At 64.2% G+C, this 19,893-nt stretch carries 17 protein-coding genes and 1 pseudogene; 14 read left to right on the top strand and 4 right to left on the bottom strand.

Annotated elements, in window-relative coordinates; genetic code table 11:
• The first annotated feature begins 57 nt into the window (after positions 1–57).
• The 4 genes and pseudogenes from CK222_RS22265 (at position 58) to CK222_RS22250 (ending at position 4,539) form a co-directional block, all read left to right on the top strand.
• Positions 58–1,305: an OmpP1/FadL family transporter gene (locus CK222_RS22265; protein ID WP_095801871.1), complete on the top strand. Its 1,248-nt coding sequence runs from the start codon at positions 58–60 to the stop codon at positions 1,303–1,305.
• A 180-nt stretch (positions 1,306–1,485) separates the two neighbouring features.
• Positions 1,486–1,632 (top strand): annotated as a pseudogene (locus tag CK222_RS22260) (IS5/IS1182 family transposase); the annotation flags it as partial.
• Between the two features lie 368 nt (positions 1,633–2,000).
• Positions 2,001–3,725, top strand: a complete 1,725-nt coding sequence (gene ilvD / locus CK222_RS22255) for a dihydroxy-acid dehydratase (protein ID WP_095801870.1) — start codon at positions 2,001–2,003, stop codon at positions 3,723–3,725.
• Positions 3,712–4,539 carry a tetratricopeptide repeat protein gene (locus tag CK222_RS22250; protein WP_066999951.1) on the top strand — a complete coding sequence of 276 codons (828 nt, stop codon included), beginning with the start codon at positions 3,712–3,714 and terminating at the stop codon, positions 4,537–4,539. The genes ilvD and CK222_RS22250 overlap by 14 nt, the downstream gene beginning before the upstream one ends.
• A gap of 15 nt (positions 4,540–4,554) precedes the next feature.
• On the opposite strand, the gene CK222_RS22245 is transcribed toward CK222_RS22250, so the two are convergent.
• The 4 genes from CK222_RS22245 to erpA all read right to left on the bottom strand — a co-directional run bounded on the left by CK222_RS22245 (position 4,555) and on the right by erpA (position 6,461).
• On the bottom strand, positions 4,555–4,830 hold the full coding sequence (locus CK222_RS22245) for a hypothetical protein (RefSeq protein ID WP_066999955.1): 276 nt from the start codon (positions 4,828–4,830) through the stop codon (positions 4,555–4,557).
• Positions 4,831–4,909: 79 nt separating this feature from the next.
• Complete coding sequence (gene xth, locus CK222_RS22240) at positions 4,910–5,704, bottom strand: exodeoxyribonuclease III (protein WP_067329529.1); 795 nt, start codon at positions 5,702–5,704, stop codon at positions 4,910–4,912.
• Positions 5,705–5,711: 7 nt separating this feature from the next.
• The gene (locus CK222_RS22235) at positions 5,712–6,104 is read right to left on the bottom strand and encodes a VOC family protein (RefSeq protein WP_095801869.1); all 393 of its coding nucleotides are present in this window, start codon (positions 6,102–6,104) and stop codon (positions 5,712–5,714) included.
• A gap of 9 nt (positions 6,105–6,113) precedes the next feature.
• The gene (gene erpA / locus CK222_RS22230) at positions 6,114–6,461 is read right to left on the bottom strand and encodes an iron-sulfur cluster insertion protein ErpA (RefSeq protein ID WP_095801868.1); all 348 of its coding nucleotides are present in this window, start codon (positions 6,459–6,461) and stop codon (positions 6,114–6,116) included.
• A gap of 70 nt (positions 6,462–6,531) precedes the next feature.
• On the opposite strand from erpA, the gene CK222_RS22225 reads away from it, so the two are divergent.
• From CK222_RS22225 to serS, 10 genes are all read left to right on the top strand, one after another.
• Entirely contained in the window at positions 6,532–7,749 is a 1,218-nt protein-coding gene (locus CK222_RS22225) for a deoxyguanosinetriphosphate triphosphohydrolase (protein WP_095801867.1), read from the top strand.
• A 60-nt stretch (positions 7,750–7,809) separates the two neighbouring features.
• On the top strand, positions 7,810–9,567 hold the full coding sequence (gene argS, locus CK222_RS22220) for an arginine--tRNA ligase (protein WP_095801866.1): 1,758 nt from the start codon (positions 7,810–7,812) through the stop codon (positions 9,565–9,567).
• A gap of 103 nt (positions 9,568–9,670) precedes the next feature.
• Entirely contained in the window at positions 9,671–13,519 is a 3,849-nt protein-coding gene (locus CK222_RS22215) for an SPOR domain-containing protein (RefSeq protein ID WP_095801865.1), read from the top strand.
• 235 nt (positions 13,520–13,754) lie between these two features.
• Positions 13,755–14,774, top strand: coding sequence for a beta-N-acetylhexosaminidase (gene nagZ, locus CK222_RS22210; protein WP_066999978.1), 1,020 nt, complete (start codon positions 13,755–13,757; stop codon positions 14,772–14,774).
• A gap of 63 nt (positions 14,775–14,837) precedes the next feature.
• Positions 14,838–15,638: a ScpA family protein gene (locus CK222_RS22205; RefSeq protein WP_095801864.1), complete on the top strand. Its 801-nt coding sequence runs from the start codon at positions 14,838–14,840 to the stop codon at positions 15,636–15,638.
• Positions 15,635–16,390, top strand: coding sequence for an SMC-Scp complex subunit ScpB (gene scpB / locus CK222_RS22200; RefSeq protein WP_067329549.1), 756 nt, complete (start codon positions 15,635–15,637; stop codon positions 16,388–16,390). The genes CK222_RS22205 and scpB overlap by 4 nt, the downstream gene beginning before the upstream one ends.
• A 179-nt stretch (positions 16,391–16,569) precedes the next feature.
• A complete protein-coding gene (locus tag CK222_RS22195; RefSeq protein WP_066999984.1) occupies positions 16,570–16,788 on the top strand; it encodes a twin-arginine translocase TatA/TatE family subunit in 219 nt (72 codons plus the stop codon).
• Between the two features lie 83 nt (positions 16,789–16,871).
• Positions 16,872–17,615 carry a Sec-independent protein translocase protein TatB gene (gene tatB, locus CK222_RS22190; protein ID WP_095801863.1) on the top strand — a complete coding sequence of 248 codons (744 nt, stop codon included), beginning with the start codon at positions 16,872–16,874 and terminating at the stop codon, positions 17,613–17,615.
• Positions 17,612–18,478, top strand: a complete 867-nt coding sequence (tatC, locus tag CK222_RS22185; RefSeq protein ID WP_095801862.1) for a twin-arginine translocase subunit TatC — start codon at positions 17,612–17,614, stop codon at positions 18,476–18,478. The genes tatB and tatC overlap by 4 nt, the downstream gene beginning before the upstream one ends.
• 108 nt (positions 18,479–18,586) lie before the next feature.
• Positions 18,587–19,891 carry a serine--tRNA ligase gene (serS, locus tag CK222_RS22180; RefSeq protein WP_095801861.1) on the top strand — a complete coding sequence of 435 codons (1,305 nt, stop codon included), beginning with the start codon at positions 18,587–18,589 and terminating at the stop codon, positions 19,889–19,891.
• The last annotated feature ends 2 nt before the right edge of the window (positions 19,892–19,893 follow it).

Here is a 19,893-nt window from a genome sequence, read left to right as displayed (position 1 = left end):
CCGTTAACCTGAATTGGTTCTAGCTTGCCCCACTTCGTGTTTCGGGGAGGGATTTCCATGAACGTTTTGCGGCTCAAAGCACTGCTGGGGGCAGGGTGCTTTTCGCTGGCTTTGATCGGAGCGGCGATGCACCCGGCGCATGCCGGCGGCATCGAGCGCGGCGGCTATGACATCGACCTGCTGTTCGATCCGGCGCCGTTCGCGACGGAAGCGGAAGCAACTTATGTAATGCCCAACCGCAAGCTCAAGAACGCGGTGGATACCGACCCGAGCGACGGCAATGTGACCGCGCTTGGCAGTACTGCGAAGGACAGCGAGGACTATTGGGTGCCGCGCATCGGCGTCAAGGCACAGCTTGTCCCTGGCGTCGACTGCATGGTCGACTATTCGCAGCCGTGGGGAGCGCATACCGCTCCGGGCCTCTGGGCTGGTGCCCAATCCAACATGGAAACCGACATCAAGAGCAACAACTACGCGGGTACGTGCTCTTACAAGATGGACGTCGGTAAGGGCCAGCTTCGCTTCATTGGCGGCGTCTTTTACCAGGAAGTCTATGGCTTCAAAGAGAGCTTGGTGTCGCCACTGGTTCCCGATTTCCAGGGCACCGGCCGTGTTGATCTGGATAGCAGCGGCTGGGGTTGGCGCGCCGGTATCGCTTACGAAATTCCGGAAATCGCCCTACGCGCCAGCCTCGTCTACAATTCCAAGGTCAAGCTCGACAATATCTCGGGTACGCTTGACCTGACCAATCTCGGGCAGGGCACCACAGCAATCTATGCCCCCACGCGATACATGCCGGATACGGTGGAATTGAAGTTGCAATCGGGCATTGCACCCGGTTGGCTGGCCTTCGGCTCGATCAAGTGGGTCAACTGGAGCCTACTGCAGAGCATTCCGATCTGTTCGCAAGCCTCGCAGGGACTTGCCGCCTGCACCACTGTTTCGCCGTTTCCGATCCGGCTGACGTCTCTTGACCTTATGTATCGCGACGGCTGGACAATTTCTGGGGGTATCGGTCACAAGTTCAACGATCAGTGGGCCGCGGCCGGCCAACTGACCTGGGACCGTGGCACCTCCCACGGCTACGGCTCGCAGACCGACACCTGGACCCTTGGCGGCGGCGTTGCCTATACCCCGAAGCCGAACATCGAGATTCGCCTGGCAGGTGCTATCGGCGTCATGACGAGCGGTCACTCCGGTACGTTGACCGATGAGAATGGCTATGTGGCCGGTACGGACGTCAGCTACGACTTCGGCAACGATCTGGTCACAGCGATCTCGGGTGGCATAAAGATCAAGTTCTAAGTCGCTCCCGCAATTCCGCGAAGAAGGCCGGGCACCGCCGGGTCAGACTGCTGACAAACCCCTGGCGTTTGCCGGGGGTTTTTGATTCACTGGGTCATGTTGAAGCGACCCGCCCCTGAACAGACCGCGCTTGAGATGGTGACGTTGGATCAGCTGGTTCCGGCCGATCATCTGTTGCGCGGTCAGAAGCCGCTGAAGCAGAAAGAGCGCAAGCCGCCGGTCAAGCAGACCAAGGTCTCGCGCGCCGATCCGGAGGCCGGCTACATGGTGCGCGAGGGCAAGCCCAAGGGCTTCTTCTATCTCGATCACCGCACGGTGGACGGTCGTTGCGGCATTGACATCCGCTCCCGCCACCAATTTCCCAAGCGCAATCAATCTGCAAAACAAAACCCCGCCGAAAATCGACGGGGTTCGTCAGCAGTCTGAGGCCGGGCACCGCCCGGCCTTTCTCTATCGGGCGATCAACGGCCTGGGCTGGTTGGCCGATCCTGTGTTGCAAATTAGCTGCACAGCCGGCGCTTCAGACGATTGTGACGTTTCAGCAACAGTTGATGAACAACCCCGAAGCTAAAAGGCTAGCCGAGGGAACTGCCCATTTCCCGCCATAAACCCGGAGCAACTCGAATAGGTCTCGGGATGCGTGCCAGGTTGGCTCGGCGATGGGACCGGCCGCGGGGTGTGCGGCAAGGACGACGATGGACGCCAAGGCAATCTCCAAGGCCAAGCTGCCCAGCCGCTACGTGACCGAAGGTCCGGCGCGCGCACCACATCGTTCATACCTTTACGCCATGGGACTGTCGGCGGCCGAGATCGCGCAGCCGCTGGTCGGCGTCGCCAGCTGCTGGAACGAGGCCGCTCCCTGCAACATCTCCCTGATGCGCCAGGCGCAGGTGGTGAAGAAGGGCGTCGCGGCCGCCAATGGCACGCCGCGCGAATTCTGCACCATCACCGTCACGGACGGTATCGCCATGGGCCACCAGGGCATGAAGTCGTCCCTGGTGTCGCGCGAGGTGATCGCCGATTCAGTCGAGCTCACCATGCGCGGCCATTGCTATGACGCGCTGGTCGGGCTTGCCGGCTGCGACAAATCGCTGCCCGGCATGATGATGGCGATGGTGCGGCTCAACGTGCCGTCGATCTTCATTTATGGCGGTTCGATCCTGCCCGGCAGCTACCGCGGAAGGCAGATCACCGTGCAGGATGTGTTCGAGGCGGTCGGGCAGCATTCGGTCGGCACGATCTCCGATGCCGAGCTGCTCGAGATCGAGCAGGCAGCCTGTCCGTCGGCAGGGTCGTGCGGCGCCCAGTTCACCGCCAACACCATGGCGACGGTCGCCGAGGCGATCGGGCTGGCCTTGCCCTATTCCTGCGGCGCGCCTGCGCCCTACGAAATGCGCGACCGGTTCAATTTCGCCTCCGGCGAAAAGGTCATGGAGCTGATCGCGAAAAACATCCGGCCGCGCGACATCGTTACCCGCAAGGCGTTGGAGAATGCTGCGACGGTCGTGTCGGCCACCGGCGGCTCGACCAATGCGGCGCTGCATCTGCCGGCGATCGCGCATGAGGCGGGTCTCAAGTTCGACCTCTTCGACGTGGCGGCGATCTTCGAAAAGACGCCCTATATCGCCGACCTCAAGCCCGGCGGCAAATATGTCGCCAAGGACATGTTCGAGGCCGGCGGCATTCCGCTCTTGATGAAGACGCTGCTCGACCACGGCTATCTGCATGGCGACTGCATGACGGTCACTGGCCGCACTTTGGCCGAAAACATGGAGCACGTTGCCTGGAATGAGAGCCAGGATGTTGTGCGTCCCGCCAATCGGCCAATCACCAAGACAGGCGGCGTTGTGGGCTTGAAGGGCAACCTCGCCCCCGAAGGCGCGATCGTCAAGATCGCCGGCATGTCGGAGCTGAAATTCTCAGGCCCGGCGCGCTGCTTCGATTCGGAAGAGGAGTGCTTCGAAGCGGTCACGCAGCGCAATTACCGGGAGGGCGAGGTCCTCGTCATCCGCTACGAGGGGCCGCGCGGCGGTCCGGGCATGCGCGAGATGCTGTCGACGACGGCAGCGCTCTACGGCCAGGGCATGGGCGGCAAAGTGGCGCTGATCACCGACGGGCGTTTTTCCGGTGCTACACGTGGTTTCTGCATCGGCCATGTCGGGCCGGAGGCGGCGGTCGGCGGGCCGATCGGGCTCATCAAGAATGGCGACGTGATCTCTATCGACGCCGTGAGTGGCACGATCGAGGTGGCGCTGTCGGATGCCGAGCTGGCGGCCCGGGCAAAGAAATGGAAGGCGCGCAAGACCGACTATCAGTCCGGCGCGATCTGGAAATATGCGCAGACCGTAGGGTCGGCCCGCGACGGCGCGGTCACCCATCCGGGCGGTGCAAAAGAAACACACTGCTATGCGGACATTTGAGGTGTTGAGGTCATTTGTCTTGCCGGCACTGGTCGCGGTGGCGACCTTGGGCGCCGTCGGGCAGGTCATGGCCTTCGACGACAAGGTGTTCGACGACAAGACCGGGGTCAAGCCGCAGTCGAGCCCGTGGGCGGTGTTCCAGTTCGGCTTCTCCGCCTACAAGAACGGCCACAAGGATCAAGCGGTCGAGGCCTATAAATATGCCGCCGAGAACGGCCAGATCGGGGCCACCTGGAAACTTGCGCGCATGTATGCCCAGGGCGACGGCGTGGCCCGCGACGACTATGCGGCCTTCAAGTTCTTCTCGGAGATCGTCGACCAAGATGTCGAGCCCGGCTCGCCCGAGGAAAGCTATGTCTCCGACGCGCTTGTCGCGCTCGGCGACTATCTGCGCAAAGGTATCCCCGGCAGCCCGGTCGAGGAGAACGAGGTTGCGGCGCAGGAATACTACATGCGCGCCGCCGCCAACTACCGCAACCCGAACGCCCAGTTCGAGATCGGTCAGATGTTCCTCAAAGGCGAGGGCGGCGTGAAGGCCAGCGTCAAACAGGCTGGGCGCTGGCTGCAACTCGCGGCCGAAAAAGGCCATGCCGGTGCGCAGGCGACGCTCGGCAACCTGTTGTTCCAGAGCGGCAAGATCGTGCGCGGCCTGGCGATGATGACGGCTGCCTTGGAGCGTGCCCCGCCGGCGGATCAGCCCTGGATCCGCAGCATGCAGGAAGAGGCCTTCGCCGCGGCTGGCGAAGCCGACCGTCGCACGGCGATTTCGCTCGCCGACGACATCCTGACCAAGGGCAACAACGGCGACCAGTAGGCCGCAGCTTCGGCTTCAATTTTCGGTAGGTTCCGTCGGCGCCGTGATCGAGGTCGGGTGCAGTTTCGGCGCCTGATTCTCGCCGGGGCAGTCGTCCTGGACCTTCGTCCAGGACGTGTTGTTGAGAACCATGTCGCAGCGGGCGAGGTGACTTTCGCCGGCAATGGTCAGGCAGGCCGTCTCACCGAGCTTGAACGATTTGCCGTTGGCAAGACACTCCGGGGCCGCGAGCGCCGGCGCGGCAAATGCCAGCGCAAGGCCGACCGGGCAAAGAACAAATCGGATCGCCATCGAACCCCGCAACAATCCCGCATCAGACACACGATTTGTGGCGACATCAGGGTTCGGCAAGAGTCCGCAAGCAGCGCCTTCAGGCCGGCTGCAAGCGCAGATCGATGGCCACTGGCACATGGTCGGAAGGTTTTTCCCAGGCGCGGACGTGCTTTTCAACCGAGGCCGACGAGAAGCGGTTAGCGGCTTCGGGAGACAGCAACAGATGGTCGATGCGGATGCCGTTGTTCTTCTGCCAGGCGCCGGCCTGATAGTCCCAGAAAGTATAGACATCCGGCGAATCGGTCACAGCGCGCACGGCCTCCGTGAAGCCGAGATTCTTCAGGCGGCGGAAGGCCTGCCGCGTCTGAGGCTGGAATAGCGCGTCACTGCGCCAGTTTTCGGGGAACCTGGCGTCGGCGGGCTCGGGGATGACGTTGTAGTCCCCGGCCAGCACCAGCGCTTCCTCGAGCCTCAGCCGCTCTTCCGCCCAGCGCTCCAGCCTCGCCATCCATGACAGCTTGTAGGAAAACTTCCGCTCGTCATCGACTGGGTTGCCGTTCGGCAGATAGAGGGAGGCGACCCGCAGCGCGCCCTTATCGGTCGAGAAGACGCCTTCGATGAAGCGCGCGTGGTCGTCGGCATCGTCGCCAGGCAAACCGCGATTAACCTCGTCGAAGGGCAGCTTCGACAGGAGAGCGACGCCGTTGAAGCTCTTCTGCCCGTTGGTCTCGACATTATAGCCCAGCGCCTCGATCTCGGCGCGCGGGAACTGGTCGTCGACCGTCTTGATCTCCTGCAGGCACACGATGTCCGGCGCGCTCTCGGTCAGCCAGTGGGTGAGGTTGCCGATGCGGGCGCGAACGCCGTTGATATTCCAGGTGACGATCTTCATGCGGACCTCAATGTTCTTCCGGCGCAAGGCGCTCGACGAGGCCGATCGTATTGCCTGCCGGATCCTTTAGAAAGGCCATCCATTCGCTTTCCCCGGCCGGACCGAACCGGCCCTCGGTGTCGCGATGGACCAGCGCCGGCGACGCGGTGAAAGGAACACCGGCGGCTTTCGCCTCGGCATGGAAGGCCTCGAGGCCGGCAATATCGAGATAGACGGTGCCGGGGGGCACGCCGTCGCCAAAAAACAGCCGCACGCCGCCCGCGATGATGAAGGCGATGCCCGGCGGATCGTAGCGCGCATGCACGCTCATGCCGAGCACATCGTGCCAGAAAGCCAGCGTTCTATCGAGATCGCGCCCGGCCGACAGCGCGACCTGACGGACCGCGCCTATCGTGCGCATGGCGGCCCGCTAGACGGAGAAGCTGGTGCCGCAGCCGCAGGAGGCGACAGCGTTCGGGTTTCGGATCTGGAAAGACTGACCCATAAGGTCGTCGACGAAGTCGATGACCGAGCCGCCCATATAGACCAGCGAGAGGTCGTCGATGAGGATCGTGGCGCCATCCTTCTCGATGGCCACGTCGTCGTCGTTGCGACTATCGACGAGATCGAACCTGTAGGAGAAGCCGGAGCAGCCGCCGCCTTCGACGGATACACGCAAGGCATTCTTGCCCGGCTCGCCGGCCAGAATCCTGGCGATCCGCTTCGCGGCCGCTTCGGTCATCTCGACCTTCATGGCAGTCTTGGCATCCGCGCCCATCGGCGTCACCTTGCTTTCGGTTTCCCATGATAGGTATGAAGCGGACGGGGGCAAGTCAACTGGTGGGCGAATGGGCAAGGATGCTCTCGGCGAGATCGGTTTCGGCTACCGGCCGCGCGCCGTTTACGCGAGCGATCCGGCGCGCTCGCGCGGCCGCCTGTTCGATGAGCCGGAAAGTCCGACCCGGACGCCATTCCAGCGTGACCGCGACCGCATCATCCATTCCACCGCCTTCCGCCGGCTGAAGCACAAGACGCAGGTGTTCATTGCGCATGAGGGCGATCACTACCGCACCCGGCTGACGCATTCGATCGAGGTGGCGCAGATTGCCCGCGCCCTGGCACGCGCGCTGCGCGGCGACGAGGATCTGGCGGAGGCAGTGGCCTTGGTGCACGATTTCGGTCACACGCCTTTCGGCCATACCGGCGAGGAGGCGCTGAACGAAAAGATGGCCGGCTGGGGCGGCTTCGACCACAACGCGCAGTCGCTGCGCGTCGTCACCCGGCTCGAGCGGCGCTATGCCGAGTTCGACGGGTTGAACCTCAGCTGGGAGACGCTGGAAGGGCTGGTCAAGCATAACGGGCCGCTTACCGATGCAAGCGGGAAGGGGCTCAAGGGCCCCGTGCCGCAGGCGGTCCGCGACTATTCCGCACTGCACGACCTCGAGCTCGACCGCTTCGCCGGCATCGAGGCGCAGTGCGCCGCGATCGCCGACGATATCGCCTACAACACGCATGACATCGACGACGGCCTGCGTGCCGGCCTGCTGACGCTGGACATGCTGGAAGACATCGGCCTGCCGGGCTCGATCCTGAGTGGCGTGCGCGCCCGCTACCCGCAACTCGACGACGTTCGCACCGGCCACGAGCTGATGCGGCGGCAGATCACGCTGATGGTGGAGGATGTCATTGCTGCCGCTGCCGACAATATCGAGCGCCTCAAGCCGGACAGCGCCGATGCGGTGAGGGCCGCGGGTGAGACGATGGTCACCTTCTCGGCCGAGATGGCGGCAGCCGAAAAGGAGCTGAAGGCCTTTCTTTACAAGCATCTCTACCGGCATGCCGAAGTGATGCGCGTGCGGGCCGACGCCGAGCAGATCGTCCGCGACCTGTTCGATGTCTATTTCGCCGACCCGCGCGCCATGCCGGACGGCTGGCGCGAAGGGCTCGACAGGGCGCAGGATCGCATCAAGGCGCGCAGCGTCGCCGATTTCCTGGCCGGAATGACCGATACCTATGCGCTCAAGGAGCACAGGCGATTGTTTGACCATACGCCGGATTTGGGCTAGGGCGAGCCACGATTTTGTCGGCCAAGCAGCCGGTCCCTCTTAAAGCCCAGAGCATACCCGATGAATATCTTCGCCGATTTCAACGCGCGGATCGTAAAAGCCGTCGAAGCCCTTGATCTGAAGGACAAGGATGGCGGAGCGCTGGATCTGTCGCGCATCGCGGTCGAGCCGCCGCGCGACGCCAGTCATGGCGACCTTGCCACCAATGCGGCGATGGTGCTGGCAAAGCCCACCGGCCAGAACCCGCGCGCGCTGGCCGAGCAGCTGACCGCAGCGCTGCGCAGCGATGCCGACATCGCTTCCGCCGATGTTGCCGGCCCGGGCTTCGTCAATCTCCGGCTGAAGGACGGCTTCTGGCAGGCGCATTTGGCAGTGCTGCTCAGCGAGGGCCGCAACTATGGCCGCTCCAAGATAGGCGGCGGCCGCAAGGCCAACGTCGAGTATGTCTCGGCCAATCCGACCGGCCCGATGCATGTCGGCCATTGCCGGGGCGCCGTCGTCGGCGACACTTTAGCCAACCTGATGGCCTTCGCCGGCTACGACGTGACCAAGGAATATGTCATCAACGATGCCGGCTCGCAGATCGACGTGCTTGGACGTTCGGCCATGCTGCGCTATCGCGAGGCGCTCGGCGAAGCCGTCGGCGAGATTCCGCCAGGCCTTTATCCAGGCGACTATCTGATACCCGTCGGCCAGGCGCTGGCCGAACAGTTCGGCCTCGGCCTGCTGGAGATGCCGGAAGACGAGGCGCTGGCGATCGTCAAGGATCGCACGGTCGACGCGATGATGGCGATGATCCGAGAGGATCTGGCGCTGCTCAACGTGCATCACGACGTGTTCTTCTCCGAACGCACGCTGCATGCCGACAACGCCAAGAAGATCCGCGCGGCAATCGCCGACCTGACGCTGAAGGGTCATATCTACAAGGGCAAGCTGCCGCCGCCGAAGGGCGAGAAGCCGGACGACTGGGAAGACCGCGAGCAGACGCTGTTCCGCTCGACCGCGGTCGGCGACGACATGGACCGGGCGCTGGTGAAGTCGGACGGCTCTTTCACCTATTTCGCCGCGGACGTCGCCTATCTCAAGGACAAGGTCGAGCGCGGCTTCGTCGATCTCATCTATGTGCTCGGCGCCGACCATGGCGGTTACGTCAAGCGGCTCGAAGCGCTGGCGCGCGCGGTCGCCGGCGACACGGTCAAGCTCACGGTCCTGCTCTGCCAACTGGTGAAGCTGTTCCGCGACGGCGAGCCGGTCCGGATGTCGAAGCGGTCAGGGGATTTCGTCACGCTGCGCGACGTGGTGGAGGAGGTCGGCCGCGACCCGATCCGCTTCATGATGCTCTACCGCAAGAATGATGCGCCGCTCGATTTCGACTTCGCCAAGGTCACCGAGCAGTCCAAGGACAATCCGGTGTTCTACGTGCAATACGCTTCCGCGCGCTCCCACTCGGTGTTCCGGCAGGCGAGCGAGCAATTGGGCGAAGCGAATTTCGACCGCGACCGGCTTGTGGCCTCGGTTGCGTCGCTGACGGACGAGGGCGAAATCGGCCTGATCCGGAAACTCGCTGAATATCCACGGCTAATCGAATCCGCGGCGCTTGCGCTGGAGCCGCACCGGCTGGCATTCTACCTCTACGATCTGGCGTCGAGCTTCCACGCACACTGGAATCGGGGCACCGACAACCCAGACTTACGTTTTGTTAAGGTTAACGACCCACAATTGACGTATGCCAGACTGGGGCTGGTGCAGGCTGTTTCGGATGTTTTGACCTCCGGCCTGACGCTGATAGGAGCTGATGCGCCTACCGAAATGCGTTAGGTTTGACTAAAAAGCCTGTCACCTTTTGCCCACATTGCGCTGGTAAGGGCCAACCCTGCGCGACGTCCATGGCGTCCGACTGTGTGCGAGTTCGGGAACAATAATGGCAGACAGAACCCAGCTGAAAGTAGCCGCAAGCAATCATATCGCCGACGACGATCCGTTCGCCGAACTGACCCGCATCATGGGTTTCGATCCGCGTCAACCGGTCAGGCCGCAGTCGCCGGCGACCGCAAAGGCTGCGCCCGCGAACCAGGCTGCCGATGGGGCCGACTTCGACATCGACCTCGAAAAGGAGCTGATGGGCGACTTCGACATTGCCGAGGAAAGCGAGCCGGTGGCGCAGCAGGCTGCCCAGGCTGCGCCGGCTTACTGGGCTGCCACTCTCAGCGACGACGAGCTCGCCGCTTCTCTCGAACGGGATTTCGTCTTTGACGATGCGGCGGATCACGCCCATTTTGCCACGCCCGCTGTTGCCACGCCCCCAGCGCCGGAGCCGGCCGCGGACACGGCATACGACGATGATTTCGAGAAGGCGGTCGCGCGTTCGTTGGAAGTCTCGCCCGTGCAGGACGAGCTTTCCGTCGACCAGGAAATGGCGGCCTCGCTGGATGAGGGCTTCTGGATCGACGACCAGCCTGACACGGACGAGAGCGCCGCCGCGGCCGCCGAGCCTGCGGCTGTCGAGCCTGCTGTCCTTGAGCCTGCGGACGAGACGGCGTTCGACGCCGATTTCGACACTGCGGTCCAGATGTCGCTCGAGGACGAGTTGGCCTTCGATGACCGTGATATTGAGCCCGAAGGCGCCGACGTGCAGCCGATCGAGGCTCACGCCGCTGTCGACCAGCCGATCGCCGCTGAAGACTACGAGAGTGGGTCCGATCAGGCCGAATTCGTTCGGGCCGCAGTTGATCAGGCCCATTTCGATCAGGCCCAATCTGATCAGGCCCAATTTGAGCAGGCGACGGCTGATATCGCCATGGATATCGATCAGCCGCAGCACCTGATCCTGGAGCAGGAACTGTCGGTCGATGACGAGCCATCGCCGGCTCTCGAGGCGCCTGTTGAGGCCGAGCATTTCGCCGCCGATCCCGAGCCCGCCTTCGATCCCCAACCCGATCACGGAGCTGTAGCCGATCAGGTCTTCGAAGACGATTTCGAGCTCAGCTTCCGTGACGCGCTTGCCGAGGAGCCGGAAGGCCCGGCTGTCGATCCTGAACCGGTCGCCGGTCACGAGGCTGCGGCTGAAGAGGTCTTCGGAGACGATTTCGAACTCAATTTCGACAACGTGCCGTCTGGGGAATCGGAAGCGCCGGCTGCCGAGCCCGTCGCCGCGGCGGAGCCGCCATTTGCCGAGCCTGCTCCTTCTGCATCGGCACCGGTTCCGCCGGTTGCGGCAGTCGACCCGGCTAAGCCGGCCGCAGGCGAGCGCAGCCTGGAAGACGAACTCAATGCGCTGCTTGGCGCCATGACGGCGCGGCCATTTCCGGTTGCGCCGGTCCCGGTTGCTCCTGTTCCGGCCGCCGCATCGGCACCGCGGTCGGTCGTTCAGCCGGCTGGCGACACCGACCAGAAGGCTGGCGTGGGCGATGAGCTCGATTGGGACCTCGACGCACGCAACGAGCCCGCCTACGGCACGCAGATCGCCCAGTCCGCCGATGCCGATCTCGATAGGCTGCTCGCCGGCGAACTCGACCGGCAGGGCTTCGAAGGCGCGGCTTCCGAACAGGATGCCGAACCCAGCATAGATTTCGATGACGAGGCTTTCGACGCCGCCTTCGCCAAGGGCATCGAGATGGACGCGCCTGTCGCGCCTGCCGAACCGCCAAAGTCGTGGAGCCGCGTGACCCCGGTCGCAGCGCCGGTGCACGCCTCTTATGCCACGCAGCCTGCGGCTACGGCGCCGCAAACCGCGGCCCCTGCCTACGAACCGGTGAAGGATTATTCCGCATACGCCAAGCCGGCGCCGCAGATGCCGACGCCTGCCTATCGTGCGGAGCCGGCGAAGGACTATGCCGGTTACGCCACGCCGGCCCCGGCGCCGCAGATGTCAGCGCCTGCCGATCGTGAGGAGCCGGCGAAGGACTATGCCGGTTACGCCACGCCGGCCCCGGCGCCGCAGATGTCGGCGCCTGCCTATCGTGAGGAGCCGGCGAGGGACTATTCCGATTACGCCAAGCCAGCCGCGGCGCCGCAGTCTCGCCAGCAGGAGGAAATGCCCGATGTCGAGACGGTCGACGTGCCGGAGCGCGTGGTGGCGTTGGCCGACGACCTAGACATTCCGGAGCTCAGCTTCGAGGAGGATCAGCCTGCGGCGCCTGCCTATGACGATCTCGATGCCGAGTTTGCCGGCTTGCTTAGCGAGATGAACGCAACCGAGATCGCTCAGGCGCCTGTGCAGAGCCGGGGCTATGAGGACGACTCCCACAATGCCGGGCTCAAGACCGGCTACGACCGCCGCGAGTTGCGGGCCGAGACGGCCGCTGCACCGGCGACCCTGTCCTATGCCGCAGCTGCAAGCCAATTCGATGCAGACGATTTGCCCGGCAGCCGGCCGGTCTCGCAGGCGGACGACTTCGCCGTCGACGAACTTGACTACGATCCTGAGCTCGACGAAGCGATGACTGTGCCCGGCTTTGCCGAGCGCGAAGCCGCGAAGCCGCGAAGCCGTGGCATGATGCTTGCCGCGCTCGTCGGCGCCGTTGTGGTCGCGGGCGGTCTCGGCGCTCTCGCCTTCTCCTTTGGCGGCAAGGGCGGCAGCGAAGCGCCCGTGATCGTGAAGGCAGACAATTCGCCGATCAAGGTCAAGCCGCAAAACCCGGGCGGCACCGTGGTGCCGAACCAGGACAACAAAGTCTATGACGCCGTGGCCAAGGGTGGGGCGGCCAAGCCCGCCGAACCGGCGCAGCAGAAACTGGTGACCAACACCGAGGAACCTATCGACGTGGCGTCGAAGGAACCGGCGCAGAGCCGGATCGTCGACCTTTCGCCTGACGACACCGACGCCGCGCCTGGCACCAACTCAGCCGGCAATGCGGCCGCGGCAGCGCCGGTTCCGGACACAGCAGCTCCGGCCGCAGCCGCGCCGGCACCGGCCGCAGCCGCGCCGGCACCGGCCGAAGCAGCGCCGGCTCCGGAAGCCGCAGCGCCGGCACCGGAGGCCGCAGCGCCCGCACCGGACGCAGCAGCGCCGGCTGACGCCCAGGCCGCCGCCCCCGCAACCCCACAGCAGGCCGCTCCGGCGCCGAAATCGGAAGACCGCATCGCCCAGGTTCTGCAGGAGGCAGACAAGGGGACCAACAACGATGTCGTCGCCGTGGCGCCGCGCAAGGTGAAGACCATGATGGTGAAGCCTGACGGCTCGCTGGTTCCGCGCGAGGATCCGGCTCCCGCGCCGCAGGTCGCGGCAACCGAACCGACCGATCCGGCGCCGCAGCACGTCGCTTCCGCCGGGCAGGGCGATGCCCAGCCGACAGGCGCCGTCACGCCGGCAACCGATCAGGCTGCCGACCAGGGCGGTGATGACCAACGCGCTGCCGCCGCGGTGAAGCCAGCCGCCGCGGCGAAGACCGAAGCCAGGGTCCAGTCCGCCAACACGCCGGCGAAGGTGCCGGTGGCGCCGCCGCGTCCGTCCGATCAGCCGGTCGATATCGTCGGCGAGGTCAAGCCCGACCAGGTCGCCTCCATCGATCCGGCGGCGGCAGGCGGCGGCTCGTGGTCGATGCAGATCGCTTCGCAGCCGACGGTTGAAAGCGCCCAGTCCACCTACCAGGACCTGCAGCGCCGTTACGGAAGTGTGCTCGCCGGACGCACAGCCAACATCGTCAAGGCGCAGATCGCCGGCAAGGGCACTTTCTACCGAGTCCGGGTCCCGGCCCAGTCGCGCAACGACGCGATCAATCTGTGCACCAACTACAAGGCGGCCGGCGGCACCTGCTTCGTGTCGCGCTGATCATTTACCACCGTTCAGAGCCGGCGTCGCCGCGAGGCCGCGCCGGCTTTTTCGTTGTGGACGGCTGTCGTCATTCATGCGGCACCGGTCAGGGGTGATTCCCCTTTGGTTCGCAAAACCTTAGAGCGGTTCAGCGCCGGCAGAATCACCGAACCCGCATAACTCCTTGTTTTTACGGAATTCCGGACGCAAAACCGTTACACACTTTTCCTGGAATTGCTCTAAGCTTCGATCCATGACCGAATCAAAATCCATGATCCTCGGCTGCGCCGGGAAATCCCTCACTGAAGATGAAATCCGCTTCTACGGCGACGAACGTCCTTGGGGCTTCATCCTGTTCGCGCGCAATGTCGGCGAGACCGAGCAGATCCGCGACCTGGTCGCCTCGATGCGCGAGAGCGTCGGACGCCCGGATGCCCCGGTCTTCATCGACCAGGAGGGCGGCAGGGTGCAGCGCCTGCGACCGCCGCTGGCGCCGAACTATCCTGCAGGCGGAGCGCTCGGCGCGCTTTGGCGCGATGATCGCGAGGCCGGCCGCCGTGCCGCGTGGCTGCTCGCGCGGCTTCACGCCTTCGATCTGCTGCGCCACGGCATCACCGCCGACTGCCTGCCGGTGCTCGACGTGCCCATTGCGGGCGCCAGCGATGTCATCGGCGCGCGCGCCTATGGTATGGAACCAAATGCCGTGATCGAGCTTGGCCGGGCTTCGGCCGAGGGCCTGATGTCGGGTGGCGTCCTGCCGGTCATGAAGCATATTCCCGGCCACGGCCGCGCCTTTGCCGATACGCATTTCGCGCTGCCGACGGTCGACACGCCCCTCGCCGAGTTGCGGCAACATGATTTCGCCCCGTTCAAGGCGCTCAACCACCTGCCGATGGCGATGACGGCGCATGTCGTCTACAGCGCGATCGACCCGGACAATCCGGCGACGACCTCGGCCAAGGTCGTCAACGAGGTGATCCGTGGCGAGATCGGCTTCGACGGGCTCCTGATGAGCGACGACACCTCGATGAAGGCACTTTCTGGGGATTTCCCGACAAAGGCGGCCGCGATCCTTGCGGCGGGCTGCGATCTCGTCCTTCACTGCAACGGCGTTTTCGAGGAAATGTCGGGGATCGCGTCGCGTACGACGGTGCTCGAAGGCAAGTCCTTGGCGAGAGCGGAGCGGGCGCTGGCCTATATAAAGGACCGCGACGTCGCGGACGAAAGCACCATACGCGCGGAATTCGCCACCTATTTCGACGCGGTGGCCTGAACCGAAGGGAAAGCAAGGCAAGTGGCGGAAACATTGGACAGCAAGGCCGCGAAGGCCGCACCGATGGACCGTCTGTGGGCCGAGAACGACGAGTCACGTCTGACCAGCGACCCGTCGCTGGTGGTCGATGTCGCCGGCTTCGAGGGCCCGCTCGATCTTCTGCTGCATCTGGCGCGCAACCAGAAGGTCGATCTCGCCCGCATCTCGATCCTGGCGCTCGCCGAGCAATATCTGGCCTTCATCGAGAAGGTGAGGGCGCTGAGATTGGAACTCGCGGCCGACTATCTGGTCATGGCGGCATGGCTTGCCTTCCTCAAGTCGAAGCTGTTGATCCCGAAACAGCCGGGCGAAGAGGGCGAGAGCGGCGAGGAACTGGCAGCGGTGCTGCAGTTCCGGCTGAAGCGGCTGGAGGCGATGCGTGATGCCGCTGCGCGGCTGGTCAACCGCAACCGGCTCGGCCGCGACGTCTTCGCGCGCGGCATGCCGGAAATGGTGATCGTCGAGAAGCGCAATGCCTATTCGGCCTCGCTCTACGATCTGCTGACCGCCTATGCGCAGCAGCGCCAGCGGCAGGCGATCAGCAACGTGACGATCGCCAGGCGCGCCGTATGGTCGCTGAAGGACGCACGCGACGTGCTGGCACGGCTGGTTGGAACGATTGGCGACTGGACGGCGCTCGACAGCTTCCTGATCCAATATCTGGCCGCGCCGGAAGAAAGGCGCACGGCAATCGCCAGTTCGTTCGCCGCGACACTCGAAATGGTGCGCGAGGGCAAGCTGGATCTGCGGCAGGATCAGGTCTTCGCGCCGATCTATCTGCGCGGCCGCGCACAAGGGGTCAAGGCAGTCGAGGTGGCATCATGAGTGAACGCGCCAACGCTTCGGTCATCCCGTTCAAGGTCGAGGTCGAACCGGAAGCCGAGATGGCCGAGCAGGGTTCTATCGAGAACCCCGCCGAGCGGCTGCAATTGTCGGAAGCAGTCCGCATGGCCGAGGCGATCATCTTCGCCAGCGCCGAGCCGGTCAGTGACAGGCAACTGGCGGCGCGCCTGCCCGAGGGCGTCAACATTGCGGCCGCAATGGCCGATCTGCAGGAAATCTACGCCAAGCGGGGGGTCAACCTGGTGCGGGTGGGCGACGCCTGGGCGTTCCGCACCGCCGGCGACCTGGCTTTCCTGATGAGCCGGGACTCGGTCCAGCAGAGAAAGCTCTCACGCGCGGCGCTCGAAGTTCTGGCGATCATCGCCTATCACCAGCCGGTCACCCGCGCCGAGATCGAGGATATCAGGGGGGTCGAGACCTCGAAGGGCACGCTGGACACGCTGCTGGAGACGGAGTGGGTCAGGATGCGCGGCCGGCGCCGCACGCCCGGCCGTCCCGTGACCTACGGCACGACTGACGCTTTCCTCGATCATTTCGCGCTGGAGGAGATCCGCGACCTGCCCGGCATGGAAGAGCTGAAGGGCGCCGGATTGCTTTCGACGCGCATGCCGTCCAATTTCTCGATGCCGGTGCCGCCGGCCGATCCGGACGCGTTGGCCGAGGACGAGGATGCGCTGACCGATATCGACCTCGAGGAGCTCGGATTGCTCACGCCGCGCGTTACCGAAGAGTGAGTGCGAAACCGACGCGAATGGTCTATTAGCAGGGGCTGCGCGGATTCGTAGCAAGGCGCTCACGCCGAAAGTGCGTGACATCCGCTAGCCATTTTACCAACTTCATTGCGGTTGTGTTTGAATCCCCGAGCGAAAACGCATAGATCATCGCCGAGGGAAAACATTCGAGAGAGATTGTTATGGGTTCACTATCGATATGGCACTGGCTGATCGTTCTAGTCATCGTGCTGCTCCTGTTCGGCCGCGGCAAGCTGCCGGAGCTGATGGGCGACATGGCCAAGGGCATCAAGAGCTTCAAGAAGGGCATGGCTGAGGACGATACCGACGACAAGCGGACCGTCGAGCACCGCGCCGACGAGACCGTATCGCCGGGCAAAGAAAAGGTCAGCAAGAGCTGAGTCCGGTTGTTGCTTTGAGCATATCGTTGTCCCAGATCCGTTTCGTGTTTTTGGGCGGCAGGCTCTCGTTGGAATAGATTGCCATGTTCGAAGTCGGCTGGAGCGAGCTGCTGGTGATCGCGGTCGTCATGATCGTGGTCGTCGGGCCGAAGGATTTGCCCAACATGCTGCGCACGTTTGGCCGCACCGCGGCCAAATTGCGCGCCATGGCGGGCGACTTCCAGAAGCAGTTCAACGACGCGCTGAAGGAAGCCGAGCTTGACGATGTCAAGGACTCGGTCGACAGCCTTCGTGGGCTCAGCCCGATGAACGAAATCCGCAAGCAGCTCAATCCGTTCGAGCAGGCGGCGGCCGACGTTCGGGCCGGCGTCGATACGATCATGAAGCCCAAGCCGGCTTCCGATCAGGCGCCCTCGGATGCAACGACCCCGCAGCCTGCCGAGCCGCTGAAGAACGGCGCGACGGAAATCTCAGGCATCAACGGAACCGACGTCGCCCCGGCTGTGCCGATGTTCCCGCCAGCTGCGCCGATCTCCCCGGCCTTGACTGAGGCCTCCGTGACCACGCCCATTGCGGAGACCGCCGGGTCCGCCCAGCCGGCGAAAAAAGTGGCCGCGTCGAAGGCGAAAGCCGCCGGTGCAGCGGCGAAAGCCGCATCGGCCAAGGCTCCGGCGACTAAAGCCCCGGCGAAATCTGCGCCGGCGGCGGCAAAGGTCGCAGCGCCTGCTAAGGAAGCGGCATCCAAGGTTGAGGCCAATCCCGCGGCGAAGAAGCCGGCCGTGAAAAAGGCCGCCGATGCCAAGAAGACGGCAGGAGCCGCCAAGTGAGCGTCTCGGACAAGGAGAGGGAAGAGATCGAGAAATCCTCGGCGCCGCTGATCGAGCACCTTGTCGAGCTGCGCCGGCGGCTGATCTGGTCGCTGGGCGGCTTCTTCATCGCCTTCCTCGCCTGCTTCTTCTTCGCCAAGCGCCTGTTCAACCTTCTGGTCGTCCCGTTCAAATGGGCGACGCAATGGGCTGGGCTCGACCCGCACAAGGTCGAGCTGATCTACACGGCGCCGCAGGAGTTCTTCTTCACCCAGGTGAAGCTCGCCATGTTCGGCGGCATGGTCATCGCTTTCCCGCTGATCGCCACGCAGATCTATAAATTCATCGCGCCGGGTCTCTACAAGAACGAACGCAGCGCCTTCCTGCCGTTCCTGATTGCGTCGCCCATCCTGTTCCTGATGGGCGCCTCGCTGGTCTATTTCTTCTTCACCCCGATGGTGATGTGGTTCTTCCTCGCCATGCAGCAGGTCGGCACCAACGACCAGGTGCAGATCTCCTTGCTGCCGAAGGTGTCGGAATATCTCAGCCTGATCATGACGCTGATCTTCTCCTTCGGCCTGGTGTTCCAACTGCCGGTGGTGACCAGCCTGCTGACGCGCGTCGGCCTTCTGTCGTCGCAAGCGCTGGCCGAGAAGCGCAAATGGGCGATCGTCATTGCCTTCGTCGTCGCCGCGGTGTTGACCCCGCCAGATCCGATGAGCCAGATCGGCCTCGCTCTTCCGACCATCGTGCTCTACGAGGTCGCGATCTTCACTTCGCGCCTGATCGAGCGCAGCCGGGAGCGCGACCGTCTGGCGCGCGACAGGCAGGAAGAGGCAGACAGCACTGTCGCCGGAAAGACGCCGGACGCGCCGTCAACCTAGCGCTAAACCTGGTCCCAGGCCTGAAAAACACGGCTGCCGGCTGCTGCTGTCTTGCATCGATCAGGGATGCGGTTTACGCCCTCGAACCTTACTCGAGGACGGAAAGCCATGCTTGACATCAAATGGATTCGCGACAACCCGAAGGCCCTTGTCGAAGCGCTGGTGAAGCGCTCGTGGTCTGCTGACGACGCCCAGTCCGCCGTCGAGGATCTGATCGCCAGGGACGAGGAGCGGCGCACCCACCTCAGCGAATTGCAGGTCAAGCAGGAGCGCCGCAATGCCGCTTCGAAGGAGATCGGCAATGCCATGCGCTCGGGCGAGGCCGCGCTTGCTGAAAAGCTCAAGGCCGAGGTCGGCGAGATCAAGGCGTTCATCCAGAACGGCGAGGCGCGCGAGCGCGAGCTCGACCAGGCGCTGAACGACTCGCTTGCGGTCCTGCCCAACGTGCCGCTCGACGACGTGCCGGTCGGCAAGGACGAGCACGACAATGTCGTCAAGCGCGTCGTCGGCGATGTGCCGACCCGCCCGAACTGGGTGAAGGAGCATTTCGAGATCGGCGAAGCGCTCGGCATGATGGATTTCGAGCGTGCGGCGAAGCTGTCCGGCTCGCGCTTCACAGTGCTGAAGAGCCGGCTGGCGCGCATGGAGCGCGCGCTCGGCCAGTTCATGATCGACCTGCACACGACAGAGCACGGCTATGAGGAGATCCAGCCGCCGCTGATGGTGCGCGACGAGGTTCTCTTCGGCACCAACCAGCTGCCGAAATTCGAACTGGACCTGTTCTTCACGCCGCATGGCGACGGACGGCTGGGCCTGATCCCAACCGCGGAAGTGCCGCTCACCAACCTGGTGCGCGAGGAGATCACGCCGCATGAGAAGCTGCCGCTGCGCTACACGGCGCTGACGCCGTGCTTCCGCTCGGAAGCGGGCTCGGCCGGCCGCGACACGCGCGGCATGCTGCGCCAGCACCAGTTCTACAAGGTCGAGCTGGTGTCGATCACCGACCAGGAAAGCTCGCTCGCCGAGCATGAGCGCATGACGCAATGCGCCGAGGAGGTGCTGAAGCGGCTCGGCCTGCCGTTCCGCACGGTGACGCTCTGCACCGGCGACATGGGCTTTGGCGCACGCAAGACCTACGACATCGAGGTCTGGCTGCCGGGCCAGAACGCCTATCGCGAAATCTCGTCCTGCTCCGTCTGCGGCGACTTCCAGGCGAGGCGCATGGATGCCCGCTACAAGGACAAGGACGGCAAGGGCAACCGCTTCGTGCACACGTTGAACGGCTCCGGCACCGCGGTCGGCCGTGCTCTCATCGCCGTGGTCGAAAACTACCAGAATGAGGACGGCAGCGTAACCATTCCTGAAGTGCTGCGGCCTTACATGGGTGGTCTCGTCAAGATCGAATCGAAATGAGT

Origin of the sequence: Mesorhizobium sp. WSM3866 (genome assembly GCF_002294795.1) — a bacterium.
GTDB lineage: Bacteria > Pseudomonadota > Alphaproteobacteria > Rhizobiales > Rhizobiaceae > Mesorhizobium.
This window is presented reverse-complemented; position numbering and strand designations above follow the sequence as displayed.

Bases quoted from the DNA above. Each gene is read 5' to 3' on its own strand.
- tatB (WP_095801863.1), top strand. From the start codon at position 16,872: ATGTTCGAAGTCGGCTGGAGCGAGCTGCTGGTGATCGCGGTCGTCATG.
- CK222_RS22215 (WP_095801865.1), top strand. From the start codon at position 9,671: ATGGCAGACAGAACCCAGCTGAAAGTAGCCGCAAGCAATCATATCGCC.
- nagZ (WP_066999978.1), top strand. From the start codon at position 13,755: ATGACCGAATCAAAATCCATGATCCTCGGCTGCGCCGGGAAATCCCTC.
- CK222_RS22250 (WP_066999951.1), top strand. From the start codon at position 3,712: ATGCGGACATTTGAGGTGTTGAGGTCATTTGTCTTGCCGGCACTGGTC.
- xth (WP_067329529.1), bottom strand. From the start codon at position 5,704: ATGAAGATCGTCACCTGGAATATCAACGGCGTTCGCGCCCGCATCGGC.
- serS (WP_095801861.1), top strand. From the start codon at position 18,587: ATGCTTGACATCAAATGGATTCGCGACAACCCGAAGGCCCTTGTCGAA.
- erpA (WP_095801868.1), bottom strand. From the start codon at position 6,461: ATGGGCGCGGATGCCAAGACTGCCATGAAGGTCGAGATGACCGAAGCG.
- CK222_RS22225 (WP_095801867.1), top strand. From the start codon at position 6,532: ATGGGCAAGGATGCTCTCGGCGAGATCGGTTTCGGCTACCGGCCGCGC.
- CK222_RS22265 (WP_095801871.1), top strand. From the start codon at position 58: ATGAACGTTTTGCGGCTCAAAGCACTGCTGGGGGCAGGGTGCTTTTCG.
- CK222_RS22245 (WP_066999955.1), bottom strand. From the start codon at position 4,830: ATGGCGATCCGATTTGTTCTTTGCCCGGTCGGCCTTGCGCTGGCATTT.
- argS (WP_095801866.1), top strand. From the start codon at position 7,810: ATGAATATCTTCGCCGATTTCAACGCGCGGATCGTAAAAGCCGTCGAA.
- CK222_RS22195 (WP_066999984.1), top strand. From the start codon at position 16,570: ATGGGTTCACTATCGATATGGCACTGGCTGATCGTTCTAGTCATCGTG.
- CK222_RS22205 (WP_095801864.1), top strand. From the start codon at position 14,838: ATGGACCGTCTGTGGGCCGAGAACGACGAGTCACGTCTGACCAGCGAC.
- scpB (WP_067329549.1), top strand. From the start codon at position 15,635: ATGAGTGAACGCGCCAACGCTTCGGTCATCCCGTTCAAGGTCGAGGTC.
- CK222_RS22235 (WP_095801869.1), bottom strand. From the start codon at position 6,104: ATGCGCACGATAGGCGCGGTCCGTCAGGTCGCGCTGTCGGCCGGGCGC.
- ilvD (WP_095801870.1), top strand. From the start codon at position 2,001: ATGGACGCCAAGGCAATCTCCAAGGCCAAGCTGCCCAGCCGCTACGTG.